General features: G+C 60.6%; 23 protein-coding genes. 11 read left to right on the forward strand and 12 right to left on the reverse strand.

Annotated elements, in window-relative coordinates; translation table 11 throughout:
- Window positions 1-15: 15 nt before the first annotated feature.
- The 9 genes from VZP09_RS02830 to VZP09_RS02870 all read right to left on the reverse strand — a co-directional run bounded on the left by VZP09_RS02830 (window position 16) and on the right by VZP09_RS02870 (window position 6628).
- Window positions 16-1002 carry an SIS domain-containing protein gene (locus VZP09_RS02830; protein WP_004147471.1) on the reverse strand — a complete coding sequence of 329 codons (987 nt, stop codon included), beginning with the start codon at window positions 1000-1002 and terminating at the stop codon, window positions 16-18.
- Window positions 1003-1066: 64 nt separating this feature from the next.
- Window positions 1067-2128 (reverse strand): SIS domain-containing protein, encoded by a 1062-nt coding sequence (locus tag VZP09_RS02835; protein WP_004183293.1) that lies wholly within the window; start codon window positions 2126-2128, stop codon window positions 1067-1069.
- A 17-nt stretch (window positions 2129-2145) separates the two neighbouring features.
- Window positions 2146-3000: a PTS system mannose/fructose/sorbose family transporter subunit IID gene (locus tag VZP09_RS02840; protein WP_004176976.1), complete on the reverse strand. Its 855-nt coding sequence runs from the start codon at window positions 2998-3000 to the stop codon at window positions 2146-2148.
- A 2-nt stretch (window positions 3001-3002) separates the two neighbouring features.
- Complete coding sequence (locus tag VZP09_RS02845; RefSeq protein ID WP_004183295.1) at window positions 3003-3746, reverse strand: PTS mannose/fructose/sorbose/N-acetylgalactosamine transporter subunit IIC; 744 nt, start codon at window positions 3744-3746, stop codon at window positions 3003-3005.
- Between the two features lie 14 nt (window positions 3747-3760).
- Complete coding sequence (locus tag VZP09_RS02850) at window positions 3761-4231, reverse strand: PTS sugar transporter subunit IIB (protein ID WP_004176974.1); 471 nt, start codon at window positions 4229-4231, stop codon at window positions 3761-3763.
- A complete protein-coding gene (locus VZP09_RS02855; protein ID WP_002893017.1) occupies window positions 4224-4658 on the reverse strand; it encodes a PTS sugar transporter subunit IIA in 435 nt (144 codons plus the stop codon). Before VZP09_RS02855 ends, VZP09_RS02850 begins: the two co-directional genes overlap by 8 nt.
- Window positions 4659-4905: 247 nt before the next feature.
- Window positions 4906-5559 (reverse strand): oxygen-insensitive NAD(P)H nitroreductase, encoded by a 654-nt coding sequence (gene nfsB / locus VZP09_RS02860; RefSeq protein ID WP_004178896.1) that lies wholly within the window; start codon window positions 5557-5559, stop codon window positions 4906-4908.
- Between the two features lie 119 nt (window positions 5560-5678).
- The gene (locus VZP09_RS02865) at window positions 5679-6047 is read right to left on the reverse strand and encodes an MmcQ/YjbR family DNA-binding protein (RefSeq protein ID WP_004142557.1); all 369 of its coding nucleotides are present in this window, start codon (window positions 6045-6047) and stop codon (window positions 5679-5681) included.
- Window positions 6047-6628: a TetR/AcrR family transcriptional regulator gene (locus VZP09_RS02870; protein WP_004176968.1), complete on the reverse strand. Its 582-nt coding sequence runs from the start codon at window positions 6626-6628 to the stop codon at window positions 6047-6049. The genes VZP09_RS02865 and VZP09_RS02870 overlap by 1 nt, the downstream gene beginning before the upstream one ends.
- 179 nt (window positions 6629-6807) lie before the next feature.
- Here VZP09_RS02870 and VZP09_RS02875 point away from each other — a divergent pair, with 179 nt between their 5' ends.
- A complete protein-coding gene (locus VZP09_RS02875) occupies window positions 6808-7923 on the forward strand; it encodes an MBL fold metallo-hydrolase (RefSeq protein WP_012737592.1) in 1116 nt (371 codons plus the stop codon).
- A gap of 30 nt (window positions 7924-7953) precedes the next feature.
- Window positions 7954-8295, forward strand: coding sequence for a RamA family antibiotic efflux transcriptional regulator (locus tag VZP09_RS02880; RefSeq protein WP_002893035.1), 342 nt, complete (start codon window positions 7954-7956; stop codon window positions 8293-8295).
- Between the two features lie 17 nt (window positions 8296-8312).
- Here VZP09_RS02880 and VZP09_RS02885 read toward each other — a convergent pair whose 3' ends face one another.
- Window positions 8313-8561, reverse strand: a complete 249-nt coding sequence (locus tag VZP09_RS02885; protein WP_002893037.1) for a DUF1158 domain-containing protein — start codon at window positions 8559-8561, stop codon at window positions 8313-8315.
- 502 nt (window positions 8562-9063) lie between these two features.
- On the opposite strand from VZP09_RS02885, the gene VZP09_RS02890 reads away from it, so the two are divergent.
- From VZP09_RS02890 to VZP09_RS02900, 3 genes are read left to right on the forward strand one after another with little or no spacing between them, the layout of a single operon-like run.
- Complete coding sequence (locus VZP09_RS02890; RefSeq protein ID WP_019704896.1) at window positions 9064-11787, forward strand: cation-transporting P-type ATPase; 2724 nt, start codon at window positions 9064-9066, stop codon at window positions 11785-11787.
- Between the two features lie 52 nt (window positions 11788-11839).
- Window positions 11840-12919: an efflux RND transporter periplasmic adaptor subunit gene (locus VZP09_RS02895; protein ID WP_040088654.1), complete on the forward strand. Its 1080-nt coding sequence runs from the start codon at window positions 11840-11842 to the stop codon at window positions 12917-12919.
- 13 nt (window positions 12920-12932) lie between these two features.
- A complete protein-coding gene (locus VZP09_RS02900) occupies window positions 12933-16025 on the forward strand; it encodes an efflux RND transporter permease subunit (RefSeq protein ID WP_004223499.1) in 3093 nt (1030 codons plus the stop codon).
- Window positions 16026-16373: 348 nt separating this feature from the next.
- Here the strand turns inward: VZP09_RS02900 and VZP09_RS02905 are convergent, their stop codons facing one another.
- Together VZP09_RS02905 and VZP09_RS02910 are read right to left on the reverse strand one after the other, a co-directional pair.
- Window positions 16374-17093 carry a phosphodiester glycosidase family protein gene (locus tag VZP09_RS02905; RefSeq protein ID WP_004176956.1) on the reverse strand — a complete coding sequence of 240 codons (720 nt, stop codon included), beginning with the start codon at window positions 17091-17093 and terminating at the stop codon, window positions 16374-16376.
- A gap of 47 nt (window positions 17094-17140) precedes the next feature.
- The gene (locus VZP09_RS02910) at window positions 17141-18256 is read right to left on the reverse strand and encodes a YbdK family carboxylate-amine ligase (RefSeq protein ID WP_004176954.1); all 1116 of its coding nucleotides are present in this window, start codon (window positions 18254-18256) and stop codon (window positions 17141-17143) included.
- Between the two features lie 326 nt (window positions 18257-18582).
- Here VZP09_RS02910 and VZP09_RS02915 point away from each other — a divergent pair, with 326 nt between their 5' ends.
- The 6 genes from VZP09_RS02915 to VZP09_RS02940 all read left to right on the forward strand — a co-directional run bounded on the left by VZP09_RS02915 (window position 18583) and on the right by VZP09_RS02940 (window position 25525).
- Window positions 18583-20250 carry an ABC transporter substrate-binding protein gene (locus VZP09_RS02915; protein WP_004191441.1) on the forward strand — a complete coding sequence of 556 codons (1668 nt, stop codon included), beginning with the start codon at window positions 18583-18585 and terminating at the stop codon, window positions 20248-20250.
- Between the two features lie 18 nt (window positions 20251-20268).
- Window positions 20269-21222, forward strand: coding sequence for an ABC transporter permease (locus VZP09_RS02920; RefSeq protein WP_004178910.1), 954 nt, complete (start codon window positions 20269-20271; stop codon window positions 21220-21222).
- A 2-nt stretch (window positions 21223-21224) separates the two neighbouring features.
- A complete protein-coding gene (locus VZP09_RS02925; RefSeq protein WP_032414654.1) occupies window positions 21225-22118 on the forward strand; it encodes an ABC transporter permease in 894 nt (297 codons plus the stop codon).
- Window positions 22119-22121: 3 nt separating this feature from the next.
- Window positions 22122-23159, forward strand: a complete 1038-nt coding sequence (locus tag VZP09_RS02930; protein WP_004223507.1) for an ABC transporter ATP-binding protein — start codon at window positions 22122-22124, stop codon at window positions 23157-23159.
- Window positions 23149-24159 carry an ABC transporter ATP-binding protein gene (locus VZP09_RS02935; protein ID WP_328794882.1) on the forward strand — a complete coding sequence of 337 codons (1011 nt, stop codon included), beginning with the start codon at window positions 23149-23151 and terminating at the stop codon, window positions 24157-24159. Before VZP09_RS02930 ends, VZP09_RS02935 begins: the two co-directional genes overlap by 11 nt.
- Before the next feature lie 97 nt (window positions 24160-24256).
- On the forward strand, window positions 24257-25525 hold the full coding sequence (locus tag VZP09_RS02940; RefSeq protein WP_328794883.1) for a Zn-dependent hydrolase: 1269 nt from the start codon (window positions 24257-24259) through the stop codon (window positions 25523-25525).
- Window positions 25526-25538 lie beyond the last annotated feature (13 nt).

Genomic DNA, 25538 nt, shown 5'->3' on the forward strand with positions numbered 1-25538 from the left:
CAGGCGGTTAGCGAATCAATATTCGACTTTCCACATATAGCGGCGGGTGGTCAGCGGGTGGTTGCGAGCGGTGGCCAGCGCCAGGTTGTAAACATCCAGTACGCAGTTGTGCAGCAGGCCGCAGAAATATTCGCGCACGCTGGCGTGCAGTGCGTCGATTCCCACCTTTTCCACGTCAATAATCTGCAGTTTTCCCTGGTAACGTTCGATAAAGCGGATCGCGCGATCATCCAGCGGGCGGGTGCGGCCGCTGCTTTTTAATAAAATAAACGGCGTTCCCGTTTCGGTAATCTCAAAGGGGCCGTGGAAATACTCGCCGCTGTGGATGCTGGCGGAGTTAATCCACTGCATCTCCAACAGAATACAGATGGATTCCTGATGCGCGGCGCCGAATGAGGGGCCGCTGCCCATCATGTAGATGACCTTTTCGGTCTTCCAGGCTTCGGCAAAATGGCGCGCATCCGCCTGAACCTGCTGCTGAGCGCCGCGTACCACGGATTCAAAACTGGCAAAGGCGCTGACCATCTCATCGTAATGGGCGTATCCCTCAGTTTGTGCAAGTACTTCCAGCGCCAGCCACAGGCTGTATGCCGCTTTTTGCTGCGTCGGATCGACGGTTTCGGGATAGCGCGCCCAGCAGTATTCAATAGTGTAATCGCTGTGTTCGCACAGCGGCGTGCCGGGGGTATATACCAGTCCAATAGTGGCGGCGCCTTTCTGACGCGCGATGCGGGCGGCTTCCACCGTTTCAGCGGTGTTGCCCTGCTGCGAGGCGAGGATCACTACGCTGTTTTTACCTAACGCGTTCGGCGTCGCATGGACAAATTCATTACTGGTAACATAGCCGACGGCCAGCTTTTTAGCTTCACAATCGAGAAAATATTTCCCCGGCCAGAAACCGGTTAATGAACCACCGCAGCCAACAAACCATACGCGCTCAATGTGCTGCTTAGATAAAATATCGCGAATAATAGTATGTGCGTTTTGATGAGCTATAGACATATTGGTCTCCTTGGGATGTAACGGGTCCTCCGCTGAATAGCGGATAACTTTTACTATGCGTCAATTAATTGAGTTGTTTACTTTTCATTTTCTGGTGGAACTGCGGATCCTTCGGTATTGCGGGATCGATGCCCTTCACTGGCGGCAGTCGGGCACAAACCATTTGTAACGGAATAATATATTCAAAGACCGCAAAGTCGGGATCGTTAATAAATGCGAAGGGCATATTTTTGCCGTTATTTTCGACTTGTGGACCAATGCGATAAATATGCTGAGTCCAGCCGCCAAGTATTTCCGCCAGGCGATCCTGACGCTCATCGGGAAACGGATCGAGCATGATCAGGGTAGAGCGCTCGTCGAAGGCGTTATAGATCCCGTGGATGAACTCCTCAAATTCGTAACCGGCAACCGGACAGCGTAGCGTTTCAAGCATCTTTAGCGCACCTTCCTGAACGGTGCCAAACAGCCTTGCCGGACCGGTCAGGCGAATGTCCGCGCTGTCGATAAGCGGTCGGGCATGATTGAGAACCCACGCCTGCGAGGCCTCAATGAGCGTCGGCAAATGATTAAACGTGGTATCCATGCGGATGAGTAGCGCCTTGCGCTCCTCATCGCTCAGGCGCCGCTGGCGACTGGCGACAGCAAGCCCCAGCAGCATCAGATTAAGTATGGTGCAGTGATACCCTTTGGTTTTGGCGCCAGCCCGCTCTTCTCCACAGGGTACTGTTAAGACCAAATCTGCCGCCCGGTCGATAACGGCTGGCGCTTCCCCGGCCATGGAAGCGGTAAGATGCCCGGCTGCCCGGGCGCGTTCCATTGCGGCGAGGGTAGAGAGGCTGCCGCCTCCCTGAGAAATACCGATGACCAGCGCTTTGTCGCTGAGGGTCAGCGCCGAATCATCCAGCAGAAAAGGCCAGTAGACATCAACGGGTAGCCCGCACCACTGCTGCATAAACGAGCGGGCGGTCAGCGCGCCGTGATAAGAGGTACCGGAGCCGGTCAGGATAATACGCGTGACGCCGCGCTCCGTTAGCGCTTTTGCCGCCTGCCAGAGATCTTCCCGCGTCTGCGTCAGCATAGCGAGCAGACAGGCGGGTGTTTCATTCATATAGTCTTCTACGTGCATGGGTGATATTCCTCTTCTTAAAGCAGGCCTAGCGCGCTGGCCGCCATGCCAAACGCGACGGTTCCTAGCAGGATCCAGTTAATATTGACTCCCTTGCGGATCAACTTGTACATCCCAAGGGTGAAAAGCAGCGGCAGCAGCGAAGGAAGTATTTTGTCAATAAACTCCTGCGCCTTCATGGTGGTCTGCCCGGCGGTAAAGCTGAGCGGGGTGGTGATATCTATCATGCTGGCGGTCATCGCGCCGACGACCATGAGGCCAACAATTGATGCGATATAGGTCACCCGGTCCATAAGGCCGCTTTGGTAAATTCTCATCAGCCAGGTCGTACCCGCCCGGTAGCCGAGCTTCAGGCCATACCAGCGGCACAAAAGATGCGGCAGGTTATAAACTAACAGCGCCAGTATCGGTCCCAGCAGGCTGCCCTGCTGGGCGAAATAGATACCCATCCCGGCGGCGATAACCTTTAATGATCCCCAGAATATGGAGTCGCCGATGCCCGCCAGCGGCCCCATCAGGCTGGTTTTAATCGCGTTTATCGACTCCTCATTAAATTCGGGGTTACGCTGGTTCTCTTCTTCCATGGCAATCGACAGGCCGAAGATAAAGGTCGAGAGATGGGGCGTGGTGTTAAACAGCACCAGATGACGCTGCAGGGCGCGCCCCAGCTCCGTTGGGTCCTGATAGATGCGCTTCAGGGCTGGCGACATTGCGAAGGCATAGCCCATATGCTGCTGGCGCTCGTAGTTCCAAGAGCCCTGTAGCGTAAAGGAGCGCCAGAACACGCTGCGTAAATCGCGGGCGGTGATGCGGCTTGCATCATCGCTTTGCGGCTGAGTAGCGCCAGTCACAGTTTGCGTCATTTCGCTCATGATTAGCTCTCCTGCTGCTTAAGATTAAGGAACTGGCTGATGATAAATGCCAACACCACAGCGAACAGCGCGATGGCGATGATATCCAGTTTGGTATATGCCGCTATCAGAAATCCCAGACCGAGGTACGGCATCAGTTTGCTGCTGAGCATCATGCTGATCAGCAGGGCGAAGCCGAGCGCTGGCAGGATCTTACTGGCGACGATCAATCCATTGGTTATCACCGGCGGAATGGCCTCCAGGAACCAGCTTACCGCCGAAGAACCAAGCAGAATGGCAAAAAATACCGGTAGAAATCCGTTTAAAAAATAGAGTAGCGTCGGACCGGCGAGGTGCATCAGGCCGACCATTCGGGTATTACCTTGTGCCGCATAGCGGTCCGCCAGATGACCAAAGCGGGCGTTCACCACGCGCACCAGGATTCCCAGCGTCTGCGCCAGCATTGAGACAGGGATGGCGATGGTGAGCGCAGCCTCTGGACCACGACCGGACATGATCGAAAACGCGGTGGCCAATACGGAGCCGGTCACGATATCTGGCGGGTGCGCGGCGCCGATGGCGACGTTGCCGAGGAAAATAAGCTCCAGCGTAGCGCCAATCAGAATCCCCTCATGTAAATTACCGCAGACCAGACCGGTGAGGGCGCACATCACCAGCGGTCGATCGATCATTGATACCCCAAGCAGGCGACCATCAAGTATCCCCAGGGCAGCGATCAGTCCGAGTAACGTTGCGGTGAGCAACATAGTGACCTCCGAAGTTAAAGTTGGTCGTTAAGGAGTTCAGCCGAGTGGGCGGGTACCTGACGCATCTCCAGCCGAATACCTTTTTCTTTTAGCGCTCTGCTATGGGCGATTTCCTCTTCGGTCAGATAGATGGCCTTGCCGAATTGTCTTGCCCCTTCCTTCTGTGGCAGACCGCCGTAATTAATTGCGCTAATTCCCGGGACTTTTTCCACTAGCGCGAGGGTTTCCGCAGTATTGCCCAGGACCACCATGACTTTTTTATGATCCAACTTGCCGCTGTTAAGCTTTTCCGCCGCCTGTTCAACGGTGGCGATGTCCAGCGTGACGCCCGCTGGCTTTGCCAGGTTAAGCGACATCGTAATGAAGGCATCCGCCGCGGCTTTGGCGTTGGCGACGATGATATGGTCGATATCCAGCGCTCGGGTCCAGGCAAAAACCACCTGGCCGTGCAGCAGCCGATAATCAATGCGCACGAGTTTAATCATGAGATTCTCCCTGTGGGTCAGAGGATGGTTGTGTTATTAGAGGATTGATGAAAACAATGGATTCACGCGCCGCGCTGGTGGCGTAGATAATCGCGGCCTCGGTAGTGGCTTCTTCGCACAGCAGAAACTCCAGCAGCAGAGTCAGATTGATGCCGGCGACCACGAAAACGTTGCGATGTCGCATCAAGACGCTCACGGCGCTATTGTTGATACTGCCGCCAAGCAGGTCGGTGAAGATCACCACTTCATCACCATTCGCCTGGACGATGAGATGCTCCAGGGTTTGCTCCAGCTGTTCGGTGGTCACGATATCTTCGTCATAGGCGCAGACCGGGATAACGCCGTGTTCGTCGCCAATCAGCAGCGACAAACTGTTCACCAGTCCGCGAGCAAAATGGCCGTGGCTGGCCACATAGATATGTTTCACCCGGTTTCTCCTTCATCCAGATAGCGGTATCTGTTAAGAGCAAAGGGCGTGCCAGAAATGAAAAGTATTATTTATCAATTAATTAAATCGTCTGGTTCACACTAAAGTCGTTATTCCTGGCACAAGCAGGATTATGAGCGCCAGAAACTTGGCACAAACGGCAGAAAAGAGGGGGAAAGAGTGGGTGAAGAAAGTCCCGGGCGAGACGCTGCTGCGCCATGGCCCGGGCGTTCCCGGCAGAAGGGAATTAAATCTCGGTAATGGTCGTCGACTGCGGCAGACGCGACTTCGGCAGGGTAGCGTTGAAATCTTCTACGCTATGGTGGCCGACCGGGACTACCACCAGGCTGGTGTAGCCCTGGGCTTTCAGGTCAAATTCCTCATCGAGGATCGCAAAATCGACCCCTTCAATCGGCACGGCGTCGAGACCCATCGCCGCTACGCCCAGCAGGAAATTGCCGACGTTGAGATACACCTGTTTCGCCATCCACTGATCGTCATCTTTCAGCTCTTTGCGGTGCATATCGGCAAAGAAGGTGCGACCCTTGTGGTTAGCGGCTTTTGCGTCCGGGGTGGCAAAACGGCCATCGGCCTCTTCCTGATCCACCACGCGCTGCAGCCAGGCGTCGTCCATCGCGGTTTTCGCGCAGAACACCACCACGTGCGAGGCGTCGAGAATTTTACGTTCGTTGAACACGTAGGTGCCGCTGGCGGCTTTCGCCACGCGAGCTTTCCCTTCATCGGTGCTGGCGACAATAAAGTGCCACGGCTGGGAGTTGGTGCTAGACGGGCTGTACTGCAGCAGCGTTTTCAGCTGTTCCGCTTCCCCGGCAGTCAGCTTTTTCGTGGCGTCAAAGGCCTTGGTGGAATAGCGCTTCAAAGCGACCGATACGATATCCATAACTCTTCCTCACAGTTTACAGCACCTTACCGGTGCGTTCAGGAGAGGAAGAGTACAGCGAAGATCGCAAAATGATAAGGGTGAAAAATGCGATAACACTTATCGCATTTGGCTGAAAATCAGCGCGGACGCAGGCGCTGCTGGGCCTTTTTACTCAGCTTGTTCACCACCTGATGCCACGAATCGTCAATCAGCTCGGCCAGCAGATCCTCGCTAATATCCTCTCCTGGCACCACCGTGATCCAGTGTTTCTTGTTCATATGGTAGCCGGGTTCGATACTGCGATAAATTTGCTGATTCAGCAGCGACTTCTGCGGCTCGGCCTTGAGATTGACCAGCGCCCGCCCGCGAATAGTCATGGTGATCATAAAGATGCGGCCGTCGACCTTAAACACGTCGTACTCTGGCCCAAAGGGCCAGCAGTGTTCGGTAAACGGGTAGGTCAGGGCGATACGGTGAGCGCAGGGATGCAGTGTTTCCGGCGTCATTATGCGTCCGCCTCATGCAGGGCGTGCCACATGGCTTCAAAGCCGAGGGCGATAATCTCCCGGGCGCGCTGCGGATCGTGGCTGGCGAATTCGATGGTGGTTTCCGCCAGCGACAGAAACAGGGCGTCGCCAAAGGCGCGGTACGCCTCGCTGAGGAATATCTCTTTCACCGACAGCTGGCACATTTCGTTGAGCTCCGGAAAGCTCTCTTTTACCTGGCGGCGGGTTTCGTCGGTGATGCGCTCGCTGAGCGCCATCCGGCGGATCGCTTTGTGCTCCATCGGGTTGCGCACGCCCCAGTCGATATAGCTGTTCCAGATATTGCGCGCGTTCTCTTTCGGGCGCTTCTCGTCCGGATCCAGCCCGGCGATCATTGTGCGCACCAGGCGCAGCTTAATCGCGAGGTACAGCTCGTTGAGCAACTCATCCTTGGTGGCGAAATAGCGAAACAGCGTTCCCTCGGCCACACCGGCGCTGCGGGCGATGGCCGACGTCGAGGCGGCTATGCCGGACTGGGCGAAAGCCGCGGTGGCAGCTTCCAGTAACGCTTGCTTTTTATCTTCACTCTTTGGACGAGCCACTACTTTTTTCCTCACGCAGGTTTAAACAAACCGCCGATCTTGGCACGTCTGACCAGGTCGCTGCAACGGCGGAACGCAAAAATTGAAAATCGTCTTGACGACTTTCATCGCTTTCCTAATAATGAGTGCGTACTCACTCATAATCAAGTTATATCATAAAGCCTCCGGGATGGGGGCTTTTGTCTGGTCAGGATATGAACCGTGTCACTTTCAGCGTGGTCGCCATCATGTTACTCGCAGCAGCAACGACATTGCCGTTTGTTCTTAATGCCGGTTTTGGTAAGGCGCCGCAGGGGGCACAGCTTAGCCAGGTGGAAGCGTCTCCCCACTACCGGGACGGCCAGTTCCATAACCAGTTGCCCACGCCAGGGTTCACCGGGCAGAAAAATATGCTGGCGGCGTGGTGGGATTTCCTGATGACCAAACGGGAAAACGCCCGTCCCGCGCAACCGCTGCCGCTGGTGAAGACCGATCTGGCGACGCTGCCCCTCGGGCAGGATGTGATGGTCTGGCTCGGCCACTCCTCCTGGTACCTGCAGCTGGCGGGAAAACGCATCCTGATCGACCCGGTGTTCAGCGATTACGCGGCGCCGTTCTCTTTTATCAATAAAGCCTTCCCCGGCGACTATCCGTGGCGGGCGGAAGGGATGCCGGAGATCGATCTGCTGATCATCTCCCACGATCACTACGACCATCTGGATTACGCCACCATTCGCGCCTTACTGCCGAAAATTAAGCGGGTCATTACGCCGCTGGGGGTCGGATCGCATCTGCGCTACTGGGGAATGGACGGGGCGCTGATTACCGAAGCGGACTGGCAGCAGGCGGTACCGGCCAGCGACGAGCTCACCGTCCACGTGCTGCCGGCGCGGCACTTTTCCGGCCGTGGGCTGAAGCGTAACCAGACGCTGTGGGCCAGTTTTCTGTTCGTTACCCGGCAGCAAAAGATTTATTACAGCGGCGACAGCGGGTATGGGCCGCACTTTAAAGCGATAGGCGATGAGTTCGGTCCGGTCGATCTGGCGATCATGGAGAACGGGCAGTATGACCAGGACTGGAAATATATCCACATGATGCCGGATGAAACGGCTCAGGCTGCCGACGACCTGCGCGCTCGCGCGGTGCTGCCTGGGCATGCTGGACGATTCGTTTTGGCGAAACACAGCTGGGATGAACCGTATCAACGGCTGGCGGCTGCCAGCGAAGGAAGGGCCTGGCGTCTGCTGACGCCTGTGCAGGGCGAGCCGGTGTGGGTCGCCGATAAGACGCAATCATTTAACGCCTGGTGGCGCTAAGCGCCAGTGCAGTATCAGAGGAGAGAGCATATGACGATTTCCGCTCAGGTGATTGATACTATCGTCGAGTGGATTGATGATAACCTGCATCAACCGCTGCGTATTGATGATATCGCTCGCCATGCCGGGTATTCGAAATGGCATCTGCAACGGCTGTTTTTACAGTACAAAGGGGAGAGCCTGGGGCGCTATATTCGCGAAAGGAAGCTGCTGCTGGCCGCCCGCGATCTGCGCGACACCGATCAGCGGGTCTACGATATCTGCCTGAAGTATGGCTTCGATTCGCAACAGACCTTTACCCGCGTCTTCACCCGGACCTTCAATCAGCCGCCGGGCGCCTACCGCAAAGAGAACCACAGTCGCGCCCACTGAGGCGCGCCTCTCCTGGTTTACCGCTCGAGGGAAAACCAGCGACGCCACACCCAGCGCAGCACCAGATACTCAATGGCGCCCAGCGCTAAGAACCACAGACAAAACAGCACCGTATAGAGCTGGTTGAGATCCATCATATGGAATGTCTCAACCAGCTTTTGCGCCAGCGTCAGGCCCAGCGAAGGCGCGGGCAACAGCAGACAGGAGAGCAGGGCCAGCAGTAAGATCCCGGCGGCGGAGAGCAGCGTTTCCAGTGGATGTTTCATGTCATGTTAATCATCAGTTAAAAAACATATTGTCCGGTAAAATAATGCTTAACGCAATATGCTTTGTTTTTTTACTCGCTATAACACGACTATTTTAAATATTATCGCCTGCCTTTAGCTCTCATGTTAATTAATCTGAAATAATTTGTAATTAAGTTAATTGCAGCCGGATGTAAATTAACGTCATTATTATGCCAGCGCTTTTACAAAACTGTAAGTGCTATATCCCACCAGCGTAGCAATGATGATAGCTAGCGCGATGTACAGCGCCAGACGGCGCCCACGGTAGATTCCAAACATATTTTACCTCGTTTAGTTTTGGTTTATTAATATTCTGTAATAGTTGGTTTGTGGAATTAACTTATCACNAAATTTTTATTTTGCGAAAAATTTAGACTTGTATTGGTTCACATTTTTATCGGCATTTTTGCCCTCTTTTACTTCATTGGCCAGGAATGATTTCAGGCTTTCCGACTCACGGAATTTATAAGGAAAATGTAAATTGACCAAGATGAATAACCCAAAGTTTACGACGCCCTCGGGCGACACCGCGCCACGGCAGGTCTGGCAGCAGACCGTTGACGCAGTGCTGGCGCAGACCAAAAGCCAGGCCGCTGGGTTAAGTTCCGCAGACGCCGCCGAGCGCCTGAATACCTGTGGGCCGAATGCGCTGCCGGAAAAGAAAGGCAAACCGGGCTGGCTGCGCTTTCTCGCCCACTTTAACGACGTACTGATTTACGTGCTGCTGGCCGCCGCGGCGCTGACCGCCATCATGGGGCACTGGGTCGATACCCTGGTGATCCTCGGCGTGACGGTGATTAACGCCCTGATCGGTCATATCCAGGAGAGCAACGCCGAAAAATCGCTGCAGGGGATCCGCAACATGCTCTCCAGCGATGCCCGCGTCCAGCGTAACGGCAAGCATGAGACTATCCCGACGCGCGACCTGGTTCCGGGGGATATCGTTATCCTGCGTGCCGGCGACCGCGTGCCGGCGGATATGCGCCTGATTGAAACCCACAACCTGCGGGTGGAAGAGGCGATCCTCACCGGCGAGTCGACGGTGGTGGATAAAATCACCGACGCGCTGGAGGGCGATCTGCCGCTGGGCGACCGGGTGAACATGGTCTTTTCCGGGACCACCGTCAGCGCCGGCGGCGGCGTCGGCGTGGTGACCGCCACCGGCGCGCAGACCGAACTCGGCCATATCAACCAGATGATGGCGGGTATTGAGAAGCACCGTACCCCGCTGCTGGTGCAGATGGATAAGCTCGGCAAAGCGATTTTCGCCATTATTCTCGCCATGATGGTGGCGCTGTTTATCTTCAGCCTCGCGCTGCGGGATATCCCGATGGGCGAGCTGCTGCTGTCGCTGATTAGCCTGGCGGTAGCCGCGGTACCGGAAGGACTGCCGGCGATCATCTCGATTATTCTGTCGCTCGGCGTGCAGACGATGGCGCGCAAGCGGGCGATTATTCGTAAGCTGCCGACCGTGGAAACCCTCGGCGCCATGACCGTGGTCTGCTCGGATAAAACCGGCACCCTGACGATGAACGAAATGACCGTCAAAGCGATCATCACCGCCGACTGCTGCTATCGGGTGGAAGGCGACAGCTACGAGCCGCAGGGGCGGATCTTCCTCGAGGGGAGCGATGAGCCCGTGCAGGTTCAGCCCGGCACCGTGCTGGAGACCTGGCTGCGCACCATCGACCTGTGTAACGACAGCCAGCTTACCCAGGATGAGCGCGGTCTGTGGGGGATCACCGGCGGGCCGACCGAAGGGGCGCTTAAAGTGCTGGCGGCGAAAGCGCAGCTCCCGGCGGTGGAGGCCCGTCTGGTGGCCAAGATCCCCTTTGACTCGCAGTACAAATATATGTCGACCCTGCAGCACATCGATGGCAATGCCCGGGTGCTGATCACCGGTGCGCCGGACGTTATCTTCGCCATGTGCCGCGAGCAGATGAGCCGCCACGGCGCGGTGCCGTTCGAGGCGCAGTACTGGGAAGAGGAGATGGCGCGCTTCGCCCGTCAGGGACTGCGGATGGTGGCGGCGGCCTGTAAGCCGGCCAGCCTTGATGCCACCACCCTCAACCATGAGGACCTGCAGGAGGGACTGATTTTCCTCGGCATCGCCGGGATGATGGATCCCCCGCGTCCGGAAGCCATTGACGCCATCCACGCCTGCCAGACCGCCGGCATACGCGTGAAAATGATCACCGGCGACCACCCTCAGACGGCGATGAGCATCGGCCAGATGCTGGGGATCACCAACAGCAGCCAGGCCATGACCGGCTACCAGCTGGAGCACATGGACGATGCGGCGCTGGCGAAGGCGGCGGTGGAGTACGACATCTTTGCCCGTACCAGCCCGGAGCATAAGCTGCGCCTGGTTAAAGCCCTGCAGGATAACGGCGAAGTGGTCGGCATGACCGGCGACGGCGTTAACGACGCGCCGGCGCTGCGCCAGGCCGACGTGGGTATCGCCATGGGTATCAAAGGCACCGAAGTCACCAAAGAGGCGGCCGACATGGTGTTAACCGATGATAACTTCGCGACCATCGCCAGCTCGGTAAAAGAGGGCCGTCGGGTCTATGACAACCTGAAGAAGACCATCCTCTTCATCATGCCGACCAACCTGGCGCAGGGGCTGCTGATCATCATCGCCCTGCTGGCGGGGAACATTATTCCGCTGACCCCGGTGCTGATCCTGTGGATGAACATGGCGACGTCGGCGACGCTCTCCTTCGGCCTGGCCTTTGAGGCCGCAGAGCGCAACGTGATGAACCGTCCGCCGCGTAAAACCGGCCAGCATGTGATGGATGGTTTCGCCGTGTGGCGAGTGGCTTTCGTCGGGTCGATGATCGCGATTGCCGCCTTTATCCTTGAGGCCTGGCTGGCGCCGCGCGGCCACAGTCCGGAGTTTATCCGCACCGTGCTGCTGCAGATGCTGGTGACGGCGCAGTGGGTCTACATGATCAACTGCCGCAGCAGCGACAGCTTCTCCCTGAGCATGGGTCTGCTGCGCAACAAAGGCATCTGGCTGGTGACCGGCGTCCTGCTGCTGATGCAGCTGGTCATTATCTATGTCCCGCTGATGCAGAGCATGTTTGGTACGGAAGCGCTGCCGCTGCGCTACTGGTTTGTCACTCTGGTCATCGGCGTCGCCATGTTCCTGGTGGTGGAAATCGAGAAGCGTCTGACGCGCCGGTTCCGCAAAACGGCCTGAACAATCTCGCGCGCCTCGCTGCAGGCGCGCGTTACTGTCGCAAGGATCCTCTATGATTAAAACCTTCCGCTTTGCTCTGCTGGCCTGCGGTCTGGTCGTCGGCGCCCTGACGGCGACCGCCGCGCCGGCGGTGCCGGTCCGCGTCGCCACGGTTGAACTGGCTCCTCATGCTGAAGAACGCGCTATCCCCGGGCGGGTCGAGGCGATCCGCGCCGTCGACATTCGCGCGCGCACCGAAGGGGTGATTGTTCAGCGCCACTTCCAGGACGGGCAGTATGTTACCGAAGGCGACCTGCTGTTTACCCTCGACGACGCGCAGCCCCGCGCGGCGCTGGCTCTGGCGCAGGCCGAGCTGAAAAGCGCCGAAGCCTCATTACGTCAGTCGCAGCAGTTGCTCACTCGCTACGAGCGGCTTATCAACAACCACTCCATCAGCCGCAACGACGTCGATACGGCCCGGATGCAGCGCGACGTCGCCGCCGCTGCCGTACAGCAGGCCAAAGCCCGCGTCGAGGCCCAGCGGATAGTGCTCAGCTACACCCGGATTGCGGCGCCGGTGACCGGTCGCGTGGGCCATAGCGCCTTTCACGTCGGGACGCTGGTCAATTCGTCCAGCGGCGTGCTGGTGGACATTGTGCAGTTGGATCCGGTGCGGGTCTCGTTCGCCCTCGACGAAGCCGCGTTTTTCAGTAAAACCGGCCAGCACGCCGATATCCACGCCCTGAAGCAGGCGTGGCTGGCGCAGATTGAGATTGATGGTAAACGGCGCGACGGGGTGTTGACCTCTATCGATAACCGGATCGACGCCCGCACCGGCAGCGTAGCGGTGCGGGCCGAGTTCGCCAATCCGCAGCACCGTCTGCTGCCGGGGGGCAGCGTGACGATCCTGTTCCGTCCGCAGGAACTGCCGTCGCGAGTGATGGTCCCTGCTGCCGCCGTGCAGCAGGATCCGCAGGGCTTTTTCAGCTGGGTGCTGAAGCCGGACCACACCGCCGGGCAGCGTCGTCTGACCCTCGCGGGGCAGCAGGGGCAGCAGTTTGCGGTCGAGAAAGGGCTGCAGGCGGGCGAGCAGGTGATCACCGACGGCGCGCAGCGGTTGCGCGAAGGCGCCGCGGTGCAGGTGCTGAACTAGCTAAGGAGAAGGGATGCTGACCTTTTTTATCCGTCGTCCGCGATTTGCCATGGTGATCGCGCTGCTGCTGACCTTTGTCGGCGCGGTGTCGCTGAAGCTGATCCCGGTGGAGCAGTACCCGGCGATCACCCCCCCGGTGGTGAACGTCAGCGCCAGCTGGCCGGGCGCCAGCGCGTCAGACGTGGCGGAAGCCATCGCCGCCCCGCTGGAGACCCAGCTCAACGGCGTCGATCATATGCTGTATATGGAGTCCACCAGCTCGGATGAGGGGACGTACCGCCTGAGCATAACCTTCGCGGCGGGCACCGATGCCGACCTGGCGGCGATCGACGTGCAAAACCGGGTGGCGCAGGCGCTGGCGCAGCTCCCGGCGGAGGTGCAGCAGAATGGCGTCCAGGTGCGCAAGCGCGCCAGCAATCTGCTTATGGGGGTAAGCCTCTACTCGCCGCTGGGCACGCTGTCGCCGCTGTTTGTCAGCAACTACGCCAGCACCCAGGTGCGCGAGGCGCTGGCCCGCCTGCCCGGCGTCGGCGAGGTGCAGATGTTTGGCGCCCGGGATTACAGCATGCGTCTCTGGCTGCGCCCGGACCGCATGAACGCGCTCAACATCACCACGGATGATGTCGCCCAGGCGCTGCGCGAGCAGAATGTGCAGGGCGCGGCGGGGCAGGTGGGCACCCCGCCGGTATTTAACGGCCAGCAGCAGACGCTGACCATCAACGGGCTGGGGCGTCTGAACGAGGCGGCCAGCTTTGGCGAGATTATTATCCGCCGCGGCGCGCAGGGGCAGCTGGTGCGCCTCGCCGACGTGGCGACCATTGAGCTGGGCGCCCGCAGCTACAGCTCCGGCGCCCAGCTGAACGGTAAAGCGTCGGCCTATCTGGGGATCTATCCGACGCCCACCGCCAACGCCCTGCAGGTCGCCAGCGCAGTGCGTGCGGAGCTTAACCGCCTGCACACTCGCTTTCCGGCGGATCTCACCTGGGAGGTGAAGTTTGATACCACCCGCTTTGTGGCGGCGACGATCAAAGAGATCGGCGTCTCGCTGGCGCTGACCCTGCTGGCGGTGGTCGTGGTGGTGTCGCTATTTTTGCAGAGCTGGCGGGCGACGCTGATCGTAGTGCTGGCGATCCCGGTGTCACTGATCGGCACCTTTGCGGTGCTCTATCTGCTGGGCTACAGCGCCAACACCCTCAGCCTGTTCGCGATCATTCTCGCCCTGACGATGGTGGTGGATGACGCCATTGTGGTGGTGGAGAATGTGGAAACCAAAATGGCGGAAGGGCTGGATCGCCTGCAGGCCACCGCCCAGGCGCTGCGGCAGATCGCCGGGCCGGTGATCGCCACGACCCTGGTGCTGCTGGCGGTGTTTGTGCCGGTGGCGCTGCTCCCGGGGATCGTCGGCGAGCTGTACCGGCAGTTTGCCGTGACGCTCTCCACCGCGGTGGCCCTGTCGAGCCTGGTGGCGTTAACCCTGACTCCGGCCCTCTGCGCGCTGCTGCTGCGCCCGCGTCCCGCCCGGCCGGCGGCGGTGTGGCGGGCGTTTAACCGTCTTCTCGACGGCACCCGCGACGGCTATGGCCGGCTGGTAGGCTGGATGAACCGCCGTCCCTGGCTGGCGCTGGCGGCGACGGTGGCGGCAGGCGCGCTGGTGGCGTTCAGCTTCACCTCGATGCCGAAAGGCTTCCTGCCGCAGGAAGATCAGGGTTACCTGTTTGCCAGCGTGCAGCTGCCGGAGGCGGCGTCGCTGGAGCGTACCGAAGCGGTGATGGCCCAGGCGCGCAAGCTGCTGATGGCTAACCCGGCGGTGGAGGATGTGATTCAGGTGTCCGGGTTCAACATTCTCAACGGCACCAGCGCCTCTAACGGCGGGTTTATCTCGGTAATGCTCAAGGACTGGCATCAGCGGCCGCCGCTGGATGCGGTGATGGCGGATATTCAGCGCCAGCTGCTGTCGCTACCCGAGGCGACGATCATGACCTTCGCGCCGCCGACCCTGCCGGGCCTGGGCAATGCCTCGGGGTTTGATCTGCGCATCCTGGCGCAGGCCGGTCAGTCGTCGGCGGAGCTGGAGCAGGTGACGCGGCAGATCCTCCAGCTGGCGAACCAGCATTCGCAGCTGAGCCGGGTGTTTACCACCTGGAGCAGCAACGTGCCGCAGCTGACCCTGACGGTCGACCGCGACCGGGCGGCGCTGCTGGATGTGCCGGTGGCGCAGATCTTCAGCAGCCTGCAGACGGCGTTCGGCGGCACGCGCGCCGGCGATTTCAGCCGTAACAATCGTGTCTATCATGTGGTGATGCAAAATGAGATGCAGTGGCGTGAGCGGGCTGAGCAGATTAGCGAGCTGTACGTCCGCAGCCGCGACGGCGAGCGGGTGCGGCTGAGCAATCTGGTCACCATTACGCCGACGGTGGGGGCGCCGTTTATTCAGCAGTACAATCAGTTCCCGTCCGTGTCGGTGAGCGGTTCAGCGGCCGAGGGGGTCAGCAGCCGCACGGCGATGGCGGCCATGGAGCAGATTCTGCAGGCCCATCTGCCGTCGGGATATGATTATGCCTGGAGCGGGATCTCCTGGCAGGAGCAGCAGACCGGCAATCAGGCGGTGTGGATCGTGCTGGCGGCGGTGGCGATGGCGTGGCTGTTCCTGGTGGCGCAGTATGAGAGCTGGACGCTGCCGGCGAGCGTCATGCTCTCGGTGCTGTTCGCCATCGGCGGAGCGCTGCTCTGGCTGTGGACCGCGGGCTATGCCAACGATGTGTATGTTCAGATAGGGCTGGTGCTGCTGATCGCCCTGGCGGCGAAGAATGCGATTCTGATCGTTGAGTTCGCCCGCAGCCGGCGCGAGGAGGGGCTGTCGATAGTCGACGCTGCGCGCGAGGGGGCTACCCGCCGCTTCCGCGCGGTAATGATGACCGCGGTGTCATTTATTATCGGCATCATGCCGATGATGCTCGCCACCGGCGCCGGGGCGCAGAGCCGGCGGATCATCGGCACCACGGTGTTCAGCGGGATGCTGGTGGCGACGATGGTTGGCATCCTGTTTATCCCCTCGCTGTATGTACTGTTTCAGCGTATGCGCGAGTGGGCGCATCGGCGGGGCTAAGCGCGGCGCTACCGGTCGGTAACGGGGATACTCCAGGCTGCAACGACTACCGGGCGGTCCCCTCTCCCTTTGGGAGAGGGGTAGGGTGAGGGTGGGTTTTGCGTTCACGTTGCGTTTGGGCGTGAGCCCCGCCTTATCTGCCGACCTCCGGTTCGCCGATTTCAGCGGGAATCAGCCCTGCTGCACGCCCGTAGATTTCAGGAGCCACACCATAGCGAACAGACTCTGTAGGCCCGGTAAGCGCAGCGCCACCGGGCAAGGACATCGGGCACGGCGGCAATACCTTGCCCGGCCTGTCGTTAATTTATTCACTCTCGTGGCTGGAATGGCCGCCCCCAAACGCGCCCGCTATTTTCTCTCCACCGTTATCATGGTCACGAACGGATGATACTGCCACGGCACGCTGCCGCCTTTGCGGTACATCTTCGACAGGGTGCCGTCGAGATAAAGCATCTGCCGCACGCCAAGCTTTGACTGCGCATAGCAGGCAAAATCGTAAAAGTTGGTCTCGCGATCGCTGAGCATAAATACCACCCGGCCCTGCTTATCGATACCAACCCCGTTGCGCAGCTTGCGCGAACTGGCGGAGGGCTTCAGTCGCCAGTTGATGACGCCATTTTCAATCAGCATCGGGCCGGACTGCACCGCATAGCGGATGGCGGGAGAGGGTTTGTACGCCGGCAGCGGCACGATTTTCGCCCGGCCGTTTTCCACCAGGAATACGCCGCCGGGGCGGATAAAGAAGTTCCCGCCGCCGGCGGAGCGGTTTACCGGCGTCAGCCGTTTGCCGTCTTCGATATACAGCCCCAGCGGCGCGTAGGCCTTATCGTAAATGCCGCCGTTCATCGCCATCTGCACCCGGCCGTCGCCATCGATACCCGCCAGCAGCGAACGCAGGGAACCCCAGGCTTTGCCGTGCCGATCCTGCCAGTACATCGCAATGCGCTCTTTCTGCGCATCCACCCGATAGCTCTGCAGGGTCAGCGTCGGGTCGGTGAGGGTACAGGCGGCGCTGGCGACGGCGGCCAGGGGCAGCAGCGCCAGAGGGAGCAGGCAACGTAATAACATGGGCAGTCCTTTCTATAGTCTGCGCCGAGTATACCCGCCTCGCTACCTTATGCCGCCCAAATCTCACAGTGTTTTTGCACCAGCCCGGAAAGCGAACCGCCGTTGGCGATAAAGTCGCGCATCTGCTGCGCCTCGCTGTGCGGCGATTTCGCCTGGCGAACCACCGCCTCCAGCGCTGCCGTCGCCTTCAGCTGATGGGCGAAAGGGGCCAGCCGGTCGGCGAGCTGCAGGATCTCCTGGCGGATGCTGCGCTGCTCCCCGCTGCGCACGTCGGTGAGGGTCCCGTCCAGCCCGTAGCGGCAGGCCTGATAGCGGTTAAAGGGGTACAGCAGATAATCATCAGGCTGGTGCTTAAAAGGACGCTCCGTCAACAGCCAGCAGGCCAGGGTCTGAATAAAGCCGGCGATGTGGATCGCCTGGGCAAGGGTCAAGGGGGTGTCCATCACCCGCACCTCGACGGTACCAAACTGCGGGCTGGGACGAATATCCCAGTGCAGATCCTTCATGCTATCGATCATGCTGGTGTAGCTCAGCTGGCGGAACAGGCGACGAAACCCCTGCCAGTCGGCCACCCACGGCATCGGACCGTTGTCGGGATAGGAGGAGAAGCGGTTCAGGCGCGAACAGGCGAAGCGGCTGTCGGTGCTGTCGAACCACGGTGAGGCGGCGTTAAGGGCGATGAAGTGCGGTACAAAGCGCGACAGGCCATGCAGCAGATAGATGGCGTCGTCGCCGCTCTGGCAGCCGACGTGCACATGCTGGCCAAAGACCGTCGCCTGCTGCGCCAGATAGCCAAAATGCTCGACGGTTTTGACATAGCGCGGGTTATCGCTGATTTGCTGGCGCTGCCAGGCATGAAAGGGATGGGAACCCCCGCCGCAGATCTGCAGATGATGGCGCAGCGCCGCGCGCTGGACCGCCTGCTGGATGGCGCTGAGCTGGATTTGCGCATGGCTGATGTCGCGGCACACCCCGGTGGCGATCTCCAGCATGCTCTCGGTGATGTCGTGTTTGGCTTCTCCCACGGTCAGCTCATGCTGGACGTCGGCAATCAGCGTCGAGGCATCCTGGCTGAGGTCGTAACCCGGCGGGTTCACCACCTGCAGCTCCAGTTCGATACCGAGGGTAAAAGGATCGGAGCGGTGAAAATCGGCTAAAGGCATAGTCTCTCCCGGTCGATGTGTTCCCTGAAGTATAGAAGGGATTGATCCCGACGGAGAATACGCGGCGGCGGTGGACGGGGGATGAATAAAAAGTGACGCAGAGTGATTATTTGAAATTTGCCATATAGCGGCTGGTGCAATTCTGCAACATATTTCCCGCTGGCGGTGCGGCGGAATAAGGCGCAATTATTTTCCCATAATTATCATGGTGATAATATAAGTCATTCTTATTTTACCGGTCGGTTTTGACCTATTTTCGTCCGCGTAAGAGCTGGTACGCATTTTGCCTGTTAATCCGTGACATTTTATTTAACAGGGATCATGTGATGCACAAAAAGACGTTATTTTCGCGTGCCGGTCGTCTCGCCGTGGCGGTGAGCGGCGCACTGGCCCTGGCGGGCGCCGCCTTACCTGCCAACGCCTCCACGCTGCGGATCGCCATGACCGCCGCGGATATTCCGTTAACCCTTGGCCAGCCGGATCAAGGCTATGAGGGCAACCGCTTTACCGGCATCCCGCTGTACGACGCGCTGGTGGAGTGGGATCTGTCGCAAGGTGAAAAGCCCAGCGGTCTGGTGCCGGGGCTGGCGACCGAGTGGCACATCGATCCGCAGAATACCAGCCGCTGGATTTTCACCCTGCGTCCGGGGGTGAAGTTTCATGATGGGACGGAGGTGAACGCCGACGCCATCGTCTGGAACGTGGATAAGGTACTGAATAAAGCGGCGCCGCAGTACGCCCCGGGTCAGATCGGCAACACCCTGTCGCGCATGCCGACCCTCACCGGCGCAGAGAAAATTGACGACCACACCGTGGCGCTGACCACCTCGGAACCGGATGCGCTGCTGCCGTACAACATCACCAACCTGTTTATCGTCTCGCCGACGGCGTGGCAGAAGCAGTATGACGCGGTGCCGGCCAGCGTGGGAGATAGCGCCGCGCGCAGCAAACAGGCGTGGACCGCCTTCGCCGCCCACGCGGTGGGTAGCGGCCCGTTCAAACTGGAGAAGCTGGTGCCGCGTCAGCAGCTGATCCTCGATAAAAACCCCGACTACTGGAACAAAGATCGCATTCCCCGGGTGGATAAAGTGGTGCTGATCCCCTTGCCGGAGGCCAACGCCCGTACCGCGGCGCTGTTGTCGAAGCAGGTGGACTGGATTGAAGCCCCGGCGCCGGACGCCATCGATCAGATCAAGTCTCAGGGTTTTCACCTCTACGCCAACACCCAGCCGCATCTGTGGCCCTGGCAGTTCTCCTTTGAAAAAGGATCGCCGTGGCAGGACATCCGCGTGCGCAAAGCGGCCAACTTGTGTCTGAACCGTGCTGAGCTGAAGAGCTACCTCGGCGGCTATATGACCGAGGCCACTGGGGTCTACGAGGCTGACAGCCCGTGGCATGGCAAACCCACCTTCCAGATCAAATATGACCCGGACGCCGCCCGCCAGCTAATGACCGAGGCCGGATACAGTGCCAGCAAACCGCTGCACGTCACGGTGGCTACCTCGGCCTCCGGCTCCGGGCAGATGCAGCCCTTGCCGATGAACGAGTATATCCAGCAGAGCCTGAAGAGCTGCTTCTTCAATGTGGATATCAAAGTGGTGGAATGGAACACCCTGTTTACCAACTGGCGCCTGGGCGCCCGGGACCCCTCGGCGAAAGGGATCGATGCGATCAACGTCAGCGCCGCGGTTAACGATCCTTACTTTGGCCTGATCCGCTTCTCGACGGCCAAAGCGTTTCCGCCGGTGGCGACCAACTGGGGTTACTTTTCCACGCCGGAGACGGAGAAGCTGGCCGCCGCCGTCAAGCACGCCTTTACCCCGGCGGAGATGAACAAAGCGGCCGGTGAGTTGCACGCCGCGCTGGTGGATCAGGTGCCATTCCTGTTTGTCGCCCACGACGTCGGGCCGCGTGCGATTTCCCCTGCGGTGACCGGGGTGGTGCAACCGCAGAGCTGGTTTATCGACCTCAGCCTGGTGAGCAAAAAAGAGTAATCGCGAAAGGGGCGACCGATGATCAATACGCTGCTATACCGCATTCTGCTGGCTATCCCCACCATGCTGGGGGTGGCGGTGATCTGTTTCATGCTGGTGCAGATCGCCCCGGGCGACCCGCTGGTGTCGGTGATGCCGCCGGACGCCTCGGAGGCGCTGCGTCAGACATTAATGCAGGCTTACGGCTTTGATAAGCCGCTGCCCCTGCAGTTTATCCACTGGCTGTGGCGGGCGCTGCACGGCGACCTTGGTATGTCGGTCGCCACCGGCCGCCCGGTGATAGACGAAGTGATGACCGCGGTGGCTTACTCTCTGCGCCTGGCGCTGCTGGCGACGGCGATCGGTTTTGTCCTCGGCAGCCTGTTCGGCTTTGTCGCTGGCTATTTTCGCAACAGCGTCATTGACCGTCTGGCCTCGGTATTGTCGGTGTTTGGCGTCAGCGTGCCGCACTACTGGCTGGGGATGCTGCTGGTGATCCTCTGCAGCGTCAAGTTCGCGCTGCTGCCGGCCACCGGCGGCGGGCCGATAGGCGAGGTGGGCTGGCAATGGGACTGGGCGCACCTGCAGTTCATGCTGCTGCCGGCCCTCACCCTGTCGGTGATCCCGACCGGGATTATCGCCCGCACCGTGCGCTCGCAGGTGGCCGATATCCTCAGCCAGGAGTTTATCGTTGGCCTGCGCGCCCGCGGGCTCAACGAGTCGCGCATCTTTGTCCATGTCATGAAAAATGCCGCGCCCACCGCGCTGGCGGTGATGGGGCTGCAGGTGGGCTATCTGATGGGCGGCTCGATCCTTGTGGAGACCGTTTTCTCCTGGCCGGGAACCGGATTGCTGCTCAATACCGCCATTTTTCAGCGCGACCTGCCCCTGCTGCAGGGCACCATCTGGGTGCTGGCGCTGTTTTTCGTGCTGCTCAACCTGCTGGTGGATATTCTGCAGACCACCCTCGACCCGCGTATTAAGAGGAGCTGACCATGGTGGATACAGCAACGACGAAAGCGGTCCCGGCCGCAGCGGCCCACGCTTCCCGGCAAGGTTACTGGCGCGGCGTGCTGCGCCGCCTACTGCGCGACCCCGGCGGGGTGGTGGTGGGCGTGGTGATCCTCCTGCTGCTGGCCCTGGCGCTGTTCGGTCCGTGGCTTATCGTCAAAGATCCCTATCAAACGTCGATGTTCCTGCGCCTGAAACCCATCGGCAGCGATGGCTTCCCGCTGGGCTCGGATGAGCTGGGACGCGACATGCTGTCGCGGCTGATCCTTGGCACCCGACTGTCGCTGTTTATGGGAATTGTCCCGGTGGTGTTCGCCTTTTTTATCGGCGGGGCCATCGGGATTATCGCCGGCTATACGGGCGGCAAAACCAATACCGTGATTATGCGCACCGTGGATGTGTTCTATGCCTTTCCCTCCGTCCTGCTGGCGATTGCGCTGTCGGGAGCGTTGGGGGCGGGCATCGGCAATGCGCTGTTGTCGCTGACCCTCGTGTTTGTCCCGCAGGTGGCGCGGATTGCCGAGAGCGTGACCGCCCAGGTGCGGCATATGGACTATATCGACGCCGCCCGGGCCACTGGCGCCAACGCGTTGACCATTATCCGCGTCCAGGTGTTGGGCAACGTGCTCGGGCCGATCTTCGTCTTCTCCACCGGGCTGATTTCGGTGTGCATGATCCTCGCCTCCGGCCTGTCGTTTCTCGGCCTCGGCGTGCGGCCGCCGGAGCCCGAGTGGGGGCTGATGCTCAATACGCTGCGCACGGCAATCTATACCCAGCCGTGGGTGGCCGCCCTGCCGGGCCTGATGATTTTTATCACCTCCATTTCGTTCAATATCCTCGCGGACCGCCTGCGTGCGGCAATGGCGATTAAGGAGTAAGCGATGCAACCCTTTATCAATATCGACCTTGGCGGGCCGGCGCAGCCGCTGCTGAAGGTCAATCACCTGCTGAAGTACTTTCGCGGCGGCAAAGGCCGGGAGGTGGTGCAGGCGGTGGACGATATCAGCTTCACGGTGATGAAAGGCGAAACCCTGGGGGTGGTCGGCGAGTCGGGCTGCGGCAAATCGACCACCGCCCGGCTGCTGATGCAGTTGCTCACCCAGGACAGCGGCGAACTGATCTTCGACGGACAGGGGGTCGGCTCGTCACGTCTGCCGCTGAAAGCCTACCGTCGCCAGGTGCAGATGGTTTTCCAGGATAGCTATGCTTCGCTCAATCCGCGCCTGACCATGGAGGAGAGCATCGCCTTCGGCCAGCGCGTCCACGGCGTCAGCGCCAGAGAGGCCAGCGAATATGCCCGCTATCTGCTGGCGCACGTTGGCCTTGAGCCGGCGCGCTTTGCCGACCGCTACCCGCATGCGCTCTCCGGCGGCCAGCGGCAGCGGGTGAATATCGCCCGCGCGCTGGCGATGAAGCCGCGGCTGGTGATCCTCGATGAGGCAGTGTCGGCGCTGGATAAATCGGTGGAAGCCCAGGTGCTGCAGCTGCTGCAGGAGCTTAAACGGACTCTCGAGCTGACCTACGTGTTCATCAGCCACGATCTGCACGTGGTTCGCTGGCTGTCGGATCGGATCCTCGTCATGTACCTTGGCGAAGTGGTGGAGATTGGCCCGGCGGAGCAGCTGTTTACCGCCTCCGCCCACCCCTATACCCGGGCGCTGTTAAGCTCGATGCCCTCCATGGACCCGGAAAACCGCACCCTGACCTCGCCGCTAAGCGGCGATCCCCCCAGCCCCATCGCGCCGCCGAGCGGCTGCCGCTTTCACACCCGCTGCCCGCATGCGAAGGCGGTCTGCGCCGAGGTGAAACCGCGGCTGGAGGCGGTCGGGGAGGGGCACCAGAGCGCCTGCCTGATGGCGCAGCCGGCCTCGCCCTGGCATCAAAGCATCCCCCTTAAGGAGGTCAGCCATGTCGGATAACGCCTTTGTCCATGTGCGCGACCTGCGGGTCGTCTTTCGCCGCGACGGACAGACCATCAACGCGGTCAACGGGGTCTCCTTTGAGGTACAAAAGGGGGAGGTGATGGCGCTGATTGGCGAGTCGGGTTCCGGCAAGAGCGTGACCCTGCGGGCGCTGATGCGCCTGCACCCGCCAGGGAGCAGTGAGCTCTCCGGCACCCTGCAGGTGGGGGACGACGAGGTGCTGACGATGAGCGCCAGCCAGCTGCGGCGCTATCGCGGCGGACGCTGCGCGATGATTTTTCAGGAGCCGCTGCTGGCCTTCGATCCGGTCTACACCGTCGGGCAGCAGATTATTGAAGGGTTGCGCCGCCACGAAGGGCTGTCGCGCCAGGCGGCCCGGGACAGGGCGCTGGAGGCCCTGCGCCAGGTGCGCATTCCCAGCCCCGAGCGGCGGCTGGATGCTTACCCGCACGAGATGTCCGGCGGAATGCGCCAGCGGGCGATGATCGCCCTTGCGCTCTCCTGTAACCCGCAGCTGCTGCTGGCGGATGAGCCGACCACCGCCCTCGACGCCACGGTGCAAATCCAGATCCTGATCCTGCTGCGCGAGCAGCAAAAGCAGCGCGGGCTGTCGATCGTGTTTGTGACCCACGATATCGGCGCCGCGGTGGAGATCGCCGACCGGGTGGCGGTGATGTACGCCGGGCGGATCGTCGAGGAAGCGTCGATGAGCGAGATCCTGCGCCACCCGCNCCATCCTTATACCCAGGTGCTGCTGGGCAGTCGGCCGAAAGAGGGGCTTAAGAAAGGTGATGCCCTGCACTGCATTCCCGGCGCGCCGCCGGATCTGGCGCGCTTGCCGCCCGGCTGCGCCTTTGCCGAGCGCTGCCCGCACCGTCGCCCGGTCTGTGAGCAGAGTCTGCCGCCGACGGAATCCGTCGCGGAGCGCCACGCGGTGAGTTGCCACCGCTGGCGCGAGCTGGCGATTGACGCTAACGCCCAGGCCCTGGCCGTCTGATCGGCGGCAAAAAACCATACAGGATGAAGACCAGGCGTTGATAGCGCATTCCCACCGCCGGTTACGCTGGCGGCGACCTTGATGTCAGGAGACTACCATGAGCAGTGATGTACTTTTTACCCCCGCGACCGACACCACCGGCTGGCGCATCAATGGCGACCGCCTGTGGGCGTCGTTAATGGATCTCGCGCAGATCGGCGCCACGCCGAAGGGCGGCTGCCGCCGTCTGACCCTCACCGACCTCGACCGCCAGGGGCGGGACAAGGTAATAGGCTGGGCGCGGGAGGCCGGGATGAGCGTCACCATCGATAAAATCGGCAATGTGTTTATGCGCCGGGAAGGCCGCAACCCCGGCCTGCCGCCCATCGTCTCCGGCAGCCATATTGACACCCAGCCCACCGGCGGCAAATTTGACGGCAACTACGGCGTGCTGGCGGCGCTGGAGGTGGTGCGCACGCTCAACGATCTGCAGATTGCCACCGACGCGCCGATTGAGGTGGTGTTCTGGACCAACGAAGAGGGGTCGCGCTTTGTACCGGTGATGATGGGCTCCGGGGTCTTTGCCGGCGTCTTCCCGCTGGAAGAGACCTGGGCCGTCACGGATAAAGAGGGTGTCAGCGTCGGCGAGGCGCTGGAGCAGATCGGCTATATCGGCGAGCAGACCCCGGGGGACCATCCCATCGGCGCCTATTTTGAGGCGCACATTGAGCAGGGGCCGATTCTCGAAGATGAAGCGAAAACCATCGGTATCGTGCAGGGCGTGCTGGGGATCCGCTGGTACGACTGCGTGGTCACCGGCCAGGCCTCGCACGCCGGACCCACGCCGATGCACCTGCGTCAGGATGCCCTGCAGGTGGCGACCCGCATTATGCAGGAAGTGGTGGCCATTGCCGGGCGCAGCGAAGAGGGACGCGGCACGGTCGGTAGCGTGCAGGTGTGGCCCAACAGCCGCAACGTGGTGCCCGGGGAGGTCACCTTCTCCATTGATATGCGCAATCTCAGCGATGCGCTGGTGGACGAGATGGATCGCCAGCTGCGGGCGTTTATCGCGGAGGTTGAGCGGGAGAGCGGTCTGCAGGTGGCCCTGAAGCAGGTAAGCCACTATCCGGCGGCGCCGTTCGATGCCGAATGCCAGCAGGCCATTGCCGATGCCGCGCAGCGGCTGGGCTATCCGGCGCGGCCGATCGTCTCCGGCGCCGGGCATGACGCAGTGTATATGAGCTACCTGGCGCCCACCGGGATGATTTTTATCCCCTGCAAGGACGGGATCAGCCATAACGAAATTGAGTATGCCTCGCCGGAGCACGTCGCCGCCGGCGCCAACGTGCTGCTGCAGGTGATGCTTCAGTACGCGCGGCCGGTGTAGACGGTCGTCCTCC

It is taken from the genome of Klebsiella sp. EMBS2024, assembly GCF_036233805.1.
Taxonomy (GTDB): domain Bacteria; phylum Pseudomonadota; class Gammaproteobacteria; order Enterobacterales; family Enterobacteriaceae; genus Klebsiella; species Klebsiella pneumoniae.

Excerpts from the sequence above, each read along its gene's own strand:
- VZP09_RS02895 (WP_040088654.1), top strand. The coding sequence starts at position 11,840 with ATGATTAAAACCTTCCGCTTTGCTCTGCTGGCCTGCGGTCTGGTCGTC.
- VZP09_RS02930 (WP_004223507.1), top strand. The coding sequence starts at position 22,122 with ATGCAACCCTTTATCAATATCGACCTTGGCGGGCCGGCGCAGCCGCTG.
- VZP09_RS02905 (WP_004176956.1), bottom strand. The coding sequence starts at position 17,093 with ATGTTATTACGTTGCCTGCTCCCTCTGGCGCTGCTGCCCCTGGCCGCC.
- VZP09_RS02915 (WP_004191441.1), top strand. The coding sequence starts at position 18,583 with ATGCACAAAAAGACGTTATTTTCGCGTGCCGGTCGTCTCGCCGTGGCG.
- VZP09_RS02900 (WP_004223499.1), top strand. The coding sequence starts at position 12,933 with ATGCTGACCTTTTTTATCCGTCGTCCGCGATTTGCCATGGTGATCGCG.
- VZP09_RS02925 (WP_032414654.1), top strand. The coding sequence starts at position 21,225 with ATGGTGGATACAGCAACGACGAAAGCGGTCCCGGCCGCAGCGGCCCAC.
- VZP09_RS02840 (WP_004176976.1), bottom strand. The coding sequence starts at position 3,000 with ATGAGCGAAATGACGCAAACTGTGACTGGCGCTACTCAGCCGCAAAGC.
- VZP09_RS02885 (WP_002893037.1), bottom strand. The coding sequence starts at position 8,561 with ATGAAACATCCACTGGAAACGCTGCTCTCCGCCGCCGGGATCTTACTG.
- VZP09_RS02850 (WP_004176974.1), bottom strand. The coding sequence starts at position 4,231 with ATGATTAAACTCGTGCGCATTGATTATCGGCTGCTGCACGGCCAGGTG.
- VZP09_RS02830 (WP_004147471.1), bottom strand. The coding sequence starts at position 1,002 with ATGTCTATAGCTCATCAAAACGCACATACTATTATTCGCGATATTTTA.
- VZP09_RS02835 (WP_004183293.1), bottom strand. The coding sequence starts at position 2,128 with ATGCACGTAGAAGACTATATGAATGAAACACCCGCCTGTCTGCTCGCT.
- VZP09_RS02880 (WP_002893035.1), top strand. The coding sequence starts at position 7,954 with ATGACGATTTCCGCTCAGGTGATTGATACTATCGTCGAGTGGATTGAT.
- VZP09_RS02865 (WP_004142557.1), bottom strand. The coding sequence starts at position 6,047 with ATGACGCCGGAAACACTGCATCCCTGCGCTCACCGTATCGCCCTGACC.
- VZP09_RS02940 (WP_328794883.1), top strand. The coding sequence starts at position 24,257 with ATGAGCAGTGATGTACTTTTTACCCCCGCGACCGACACCACCGGCTGG.
- VZP09_RS02910 (WP_004176954.1), bottom strand. The coding sequence starts at position 18,256 with ATGCCTTTAGCCGATTTTCACCGCTCCGATCCTTTTACCCTCGGTATC.
- VZP09_RS02845 (WP_004183295.1), bottom strand. The coding sequence starts at position 3,746 with ATGTTGCTCACCGCAACGTTACTCGGACTGATCGCTGCCCTGGGGATA.
- nfsB (WP_004178896.1), bottom strand. The coding sequence starts at position 5,559 with ATGGATATCGTATCGGTCGCTTTGAAGCGCTATTCCACCAAGGCCTTT.
- VZP09_RS02920 (WP_004178910.1), top strand. The coding sequence starts at position 20,269 with ATGATCAATACGCTGCTATACCGCATTCTGCTGGCTATCCCCACCATG.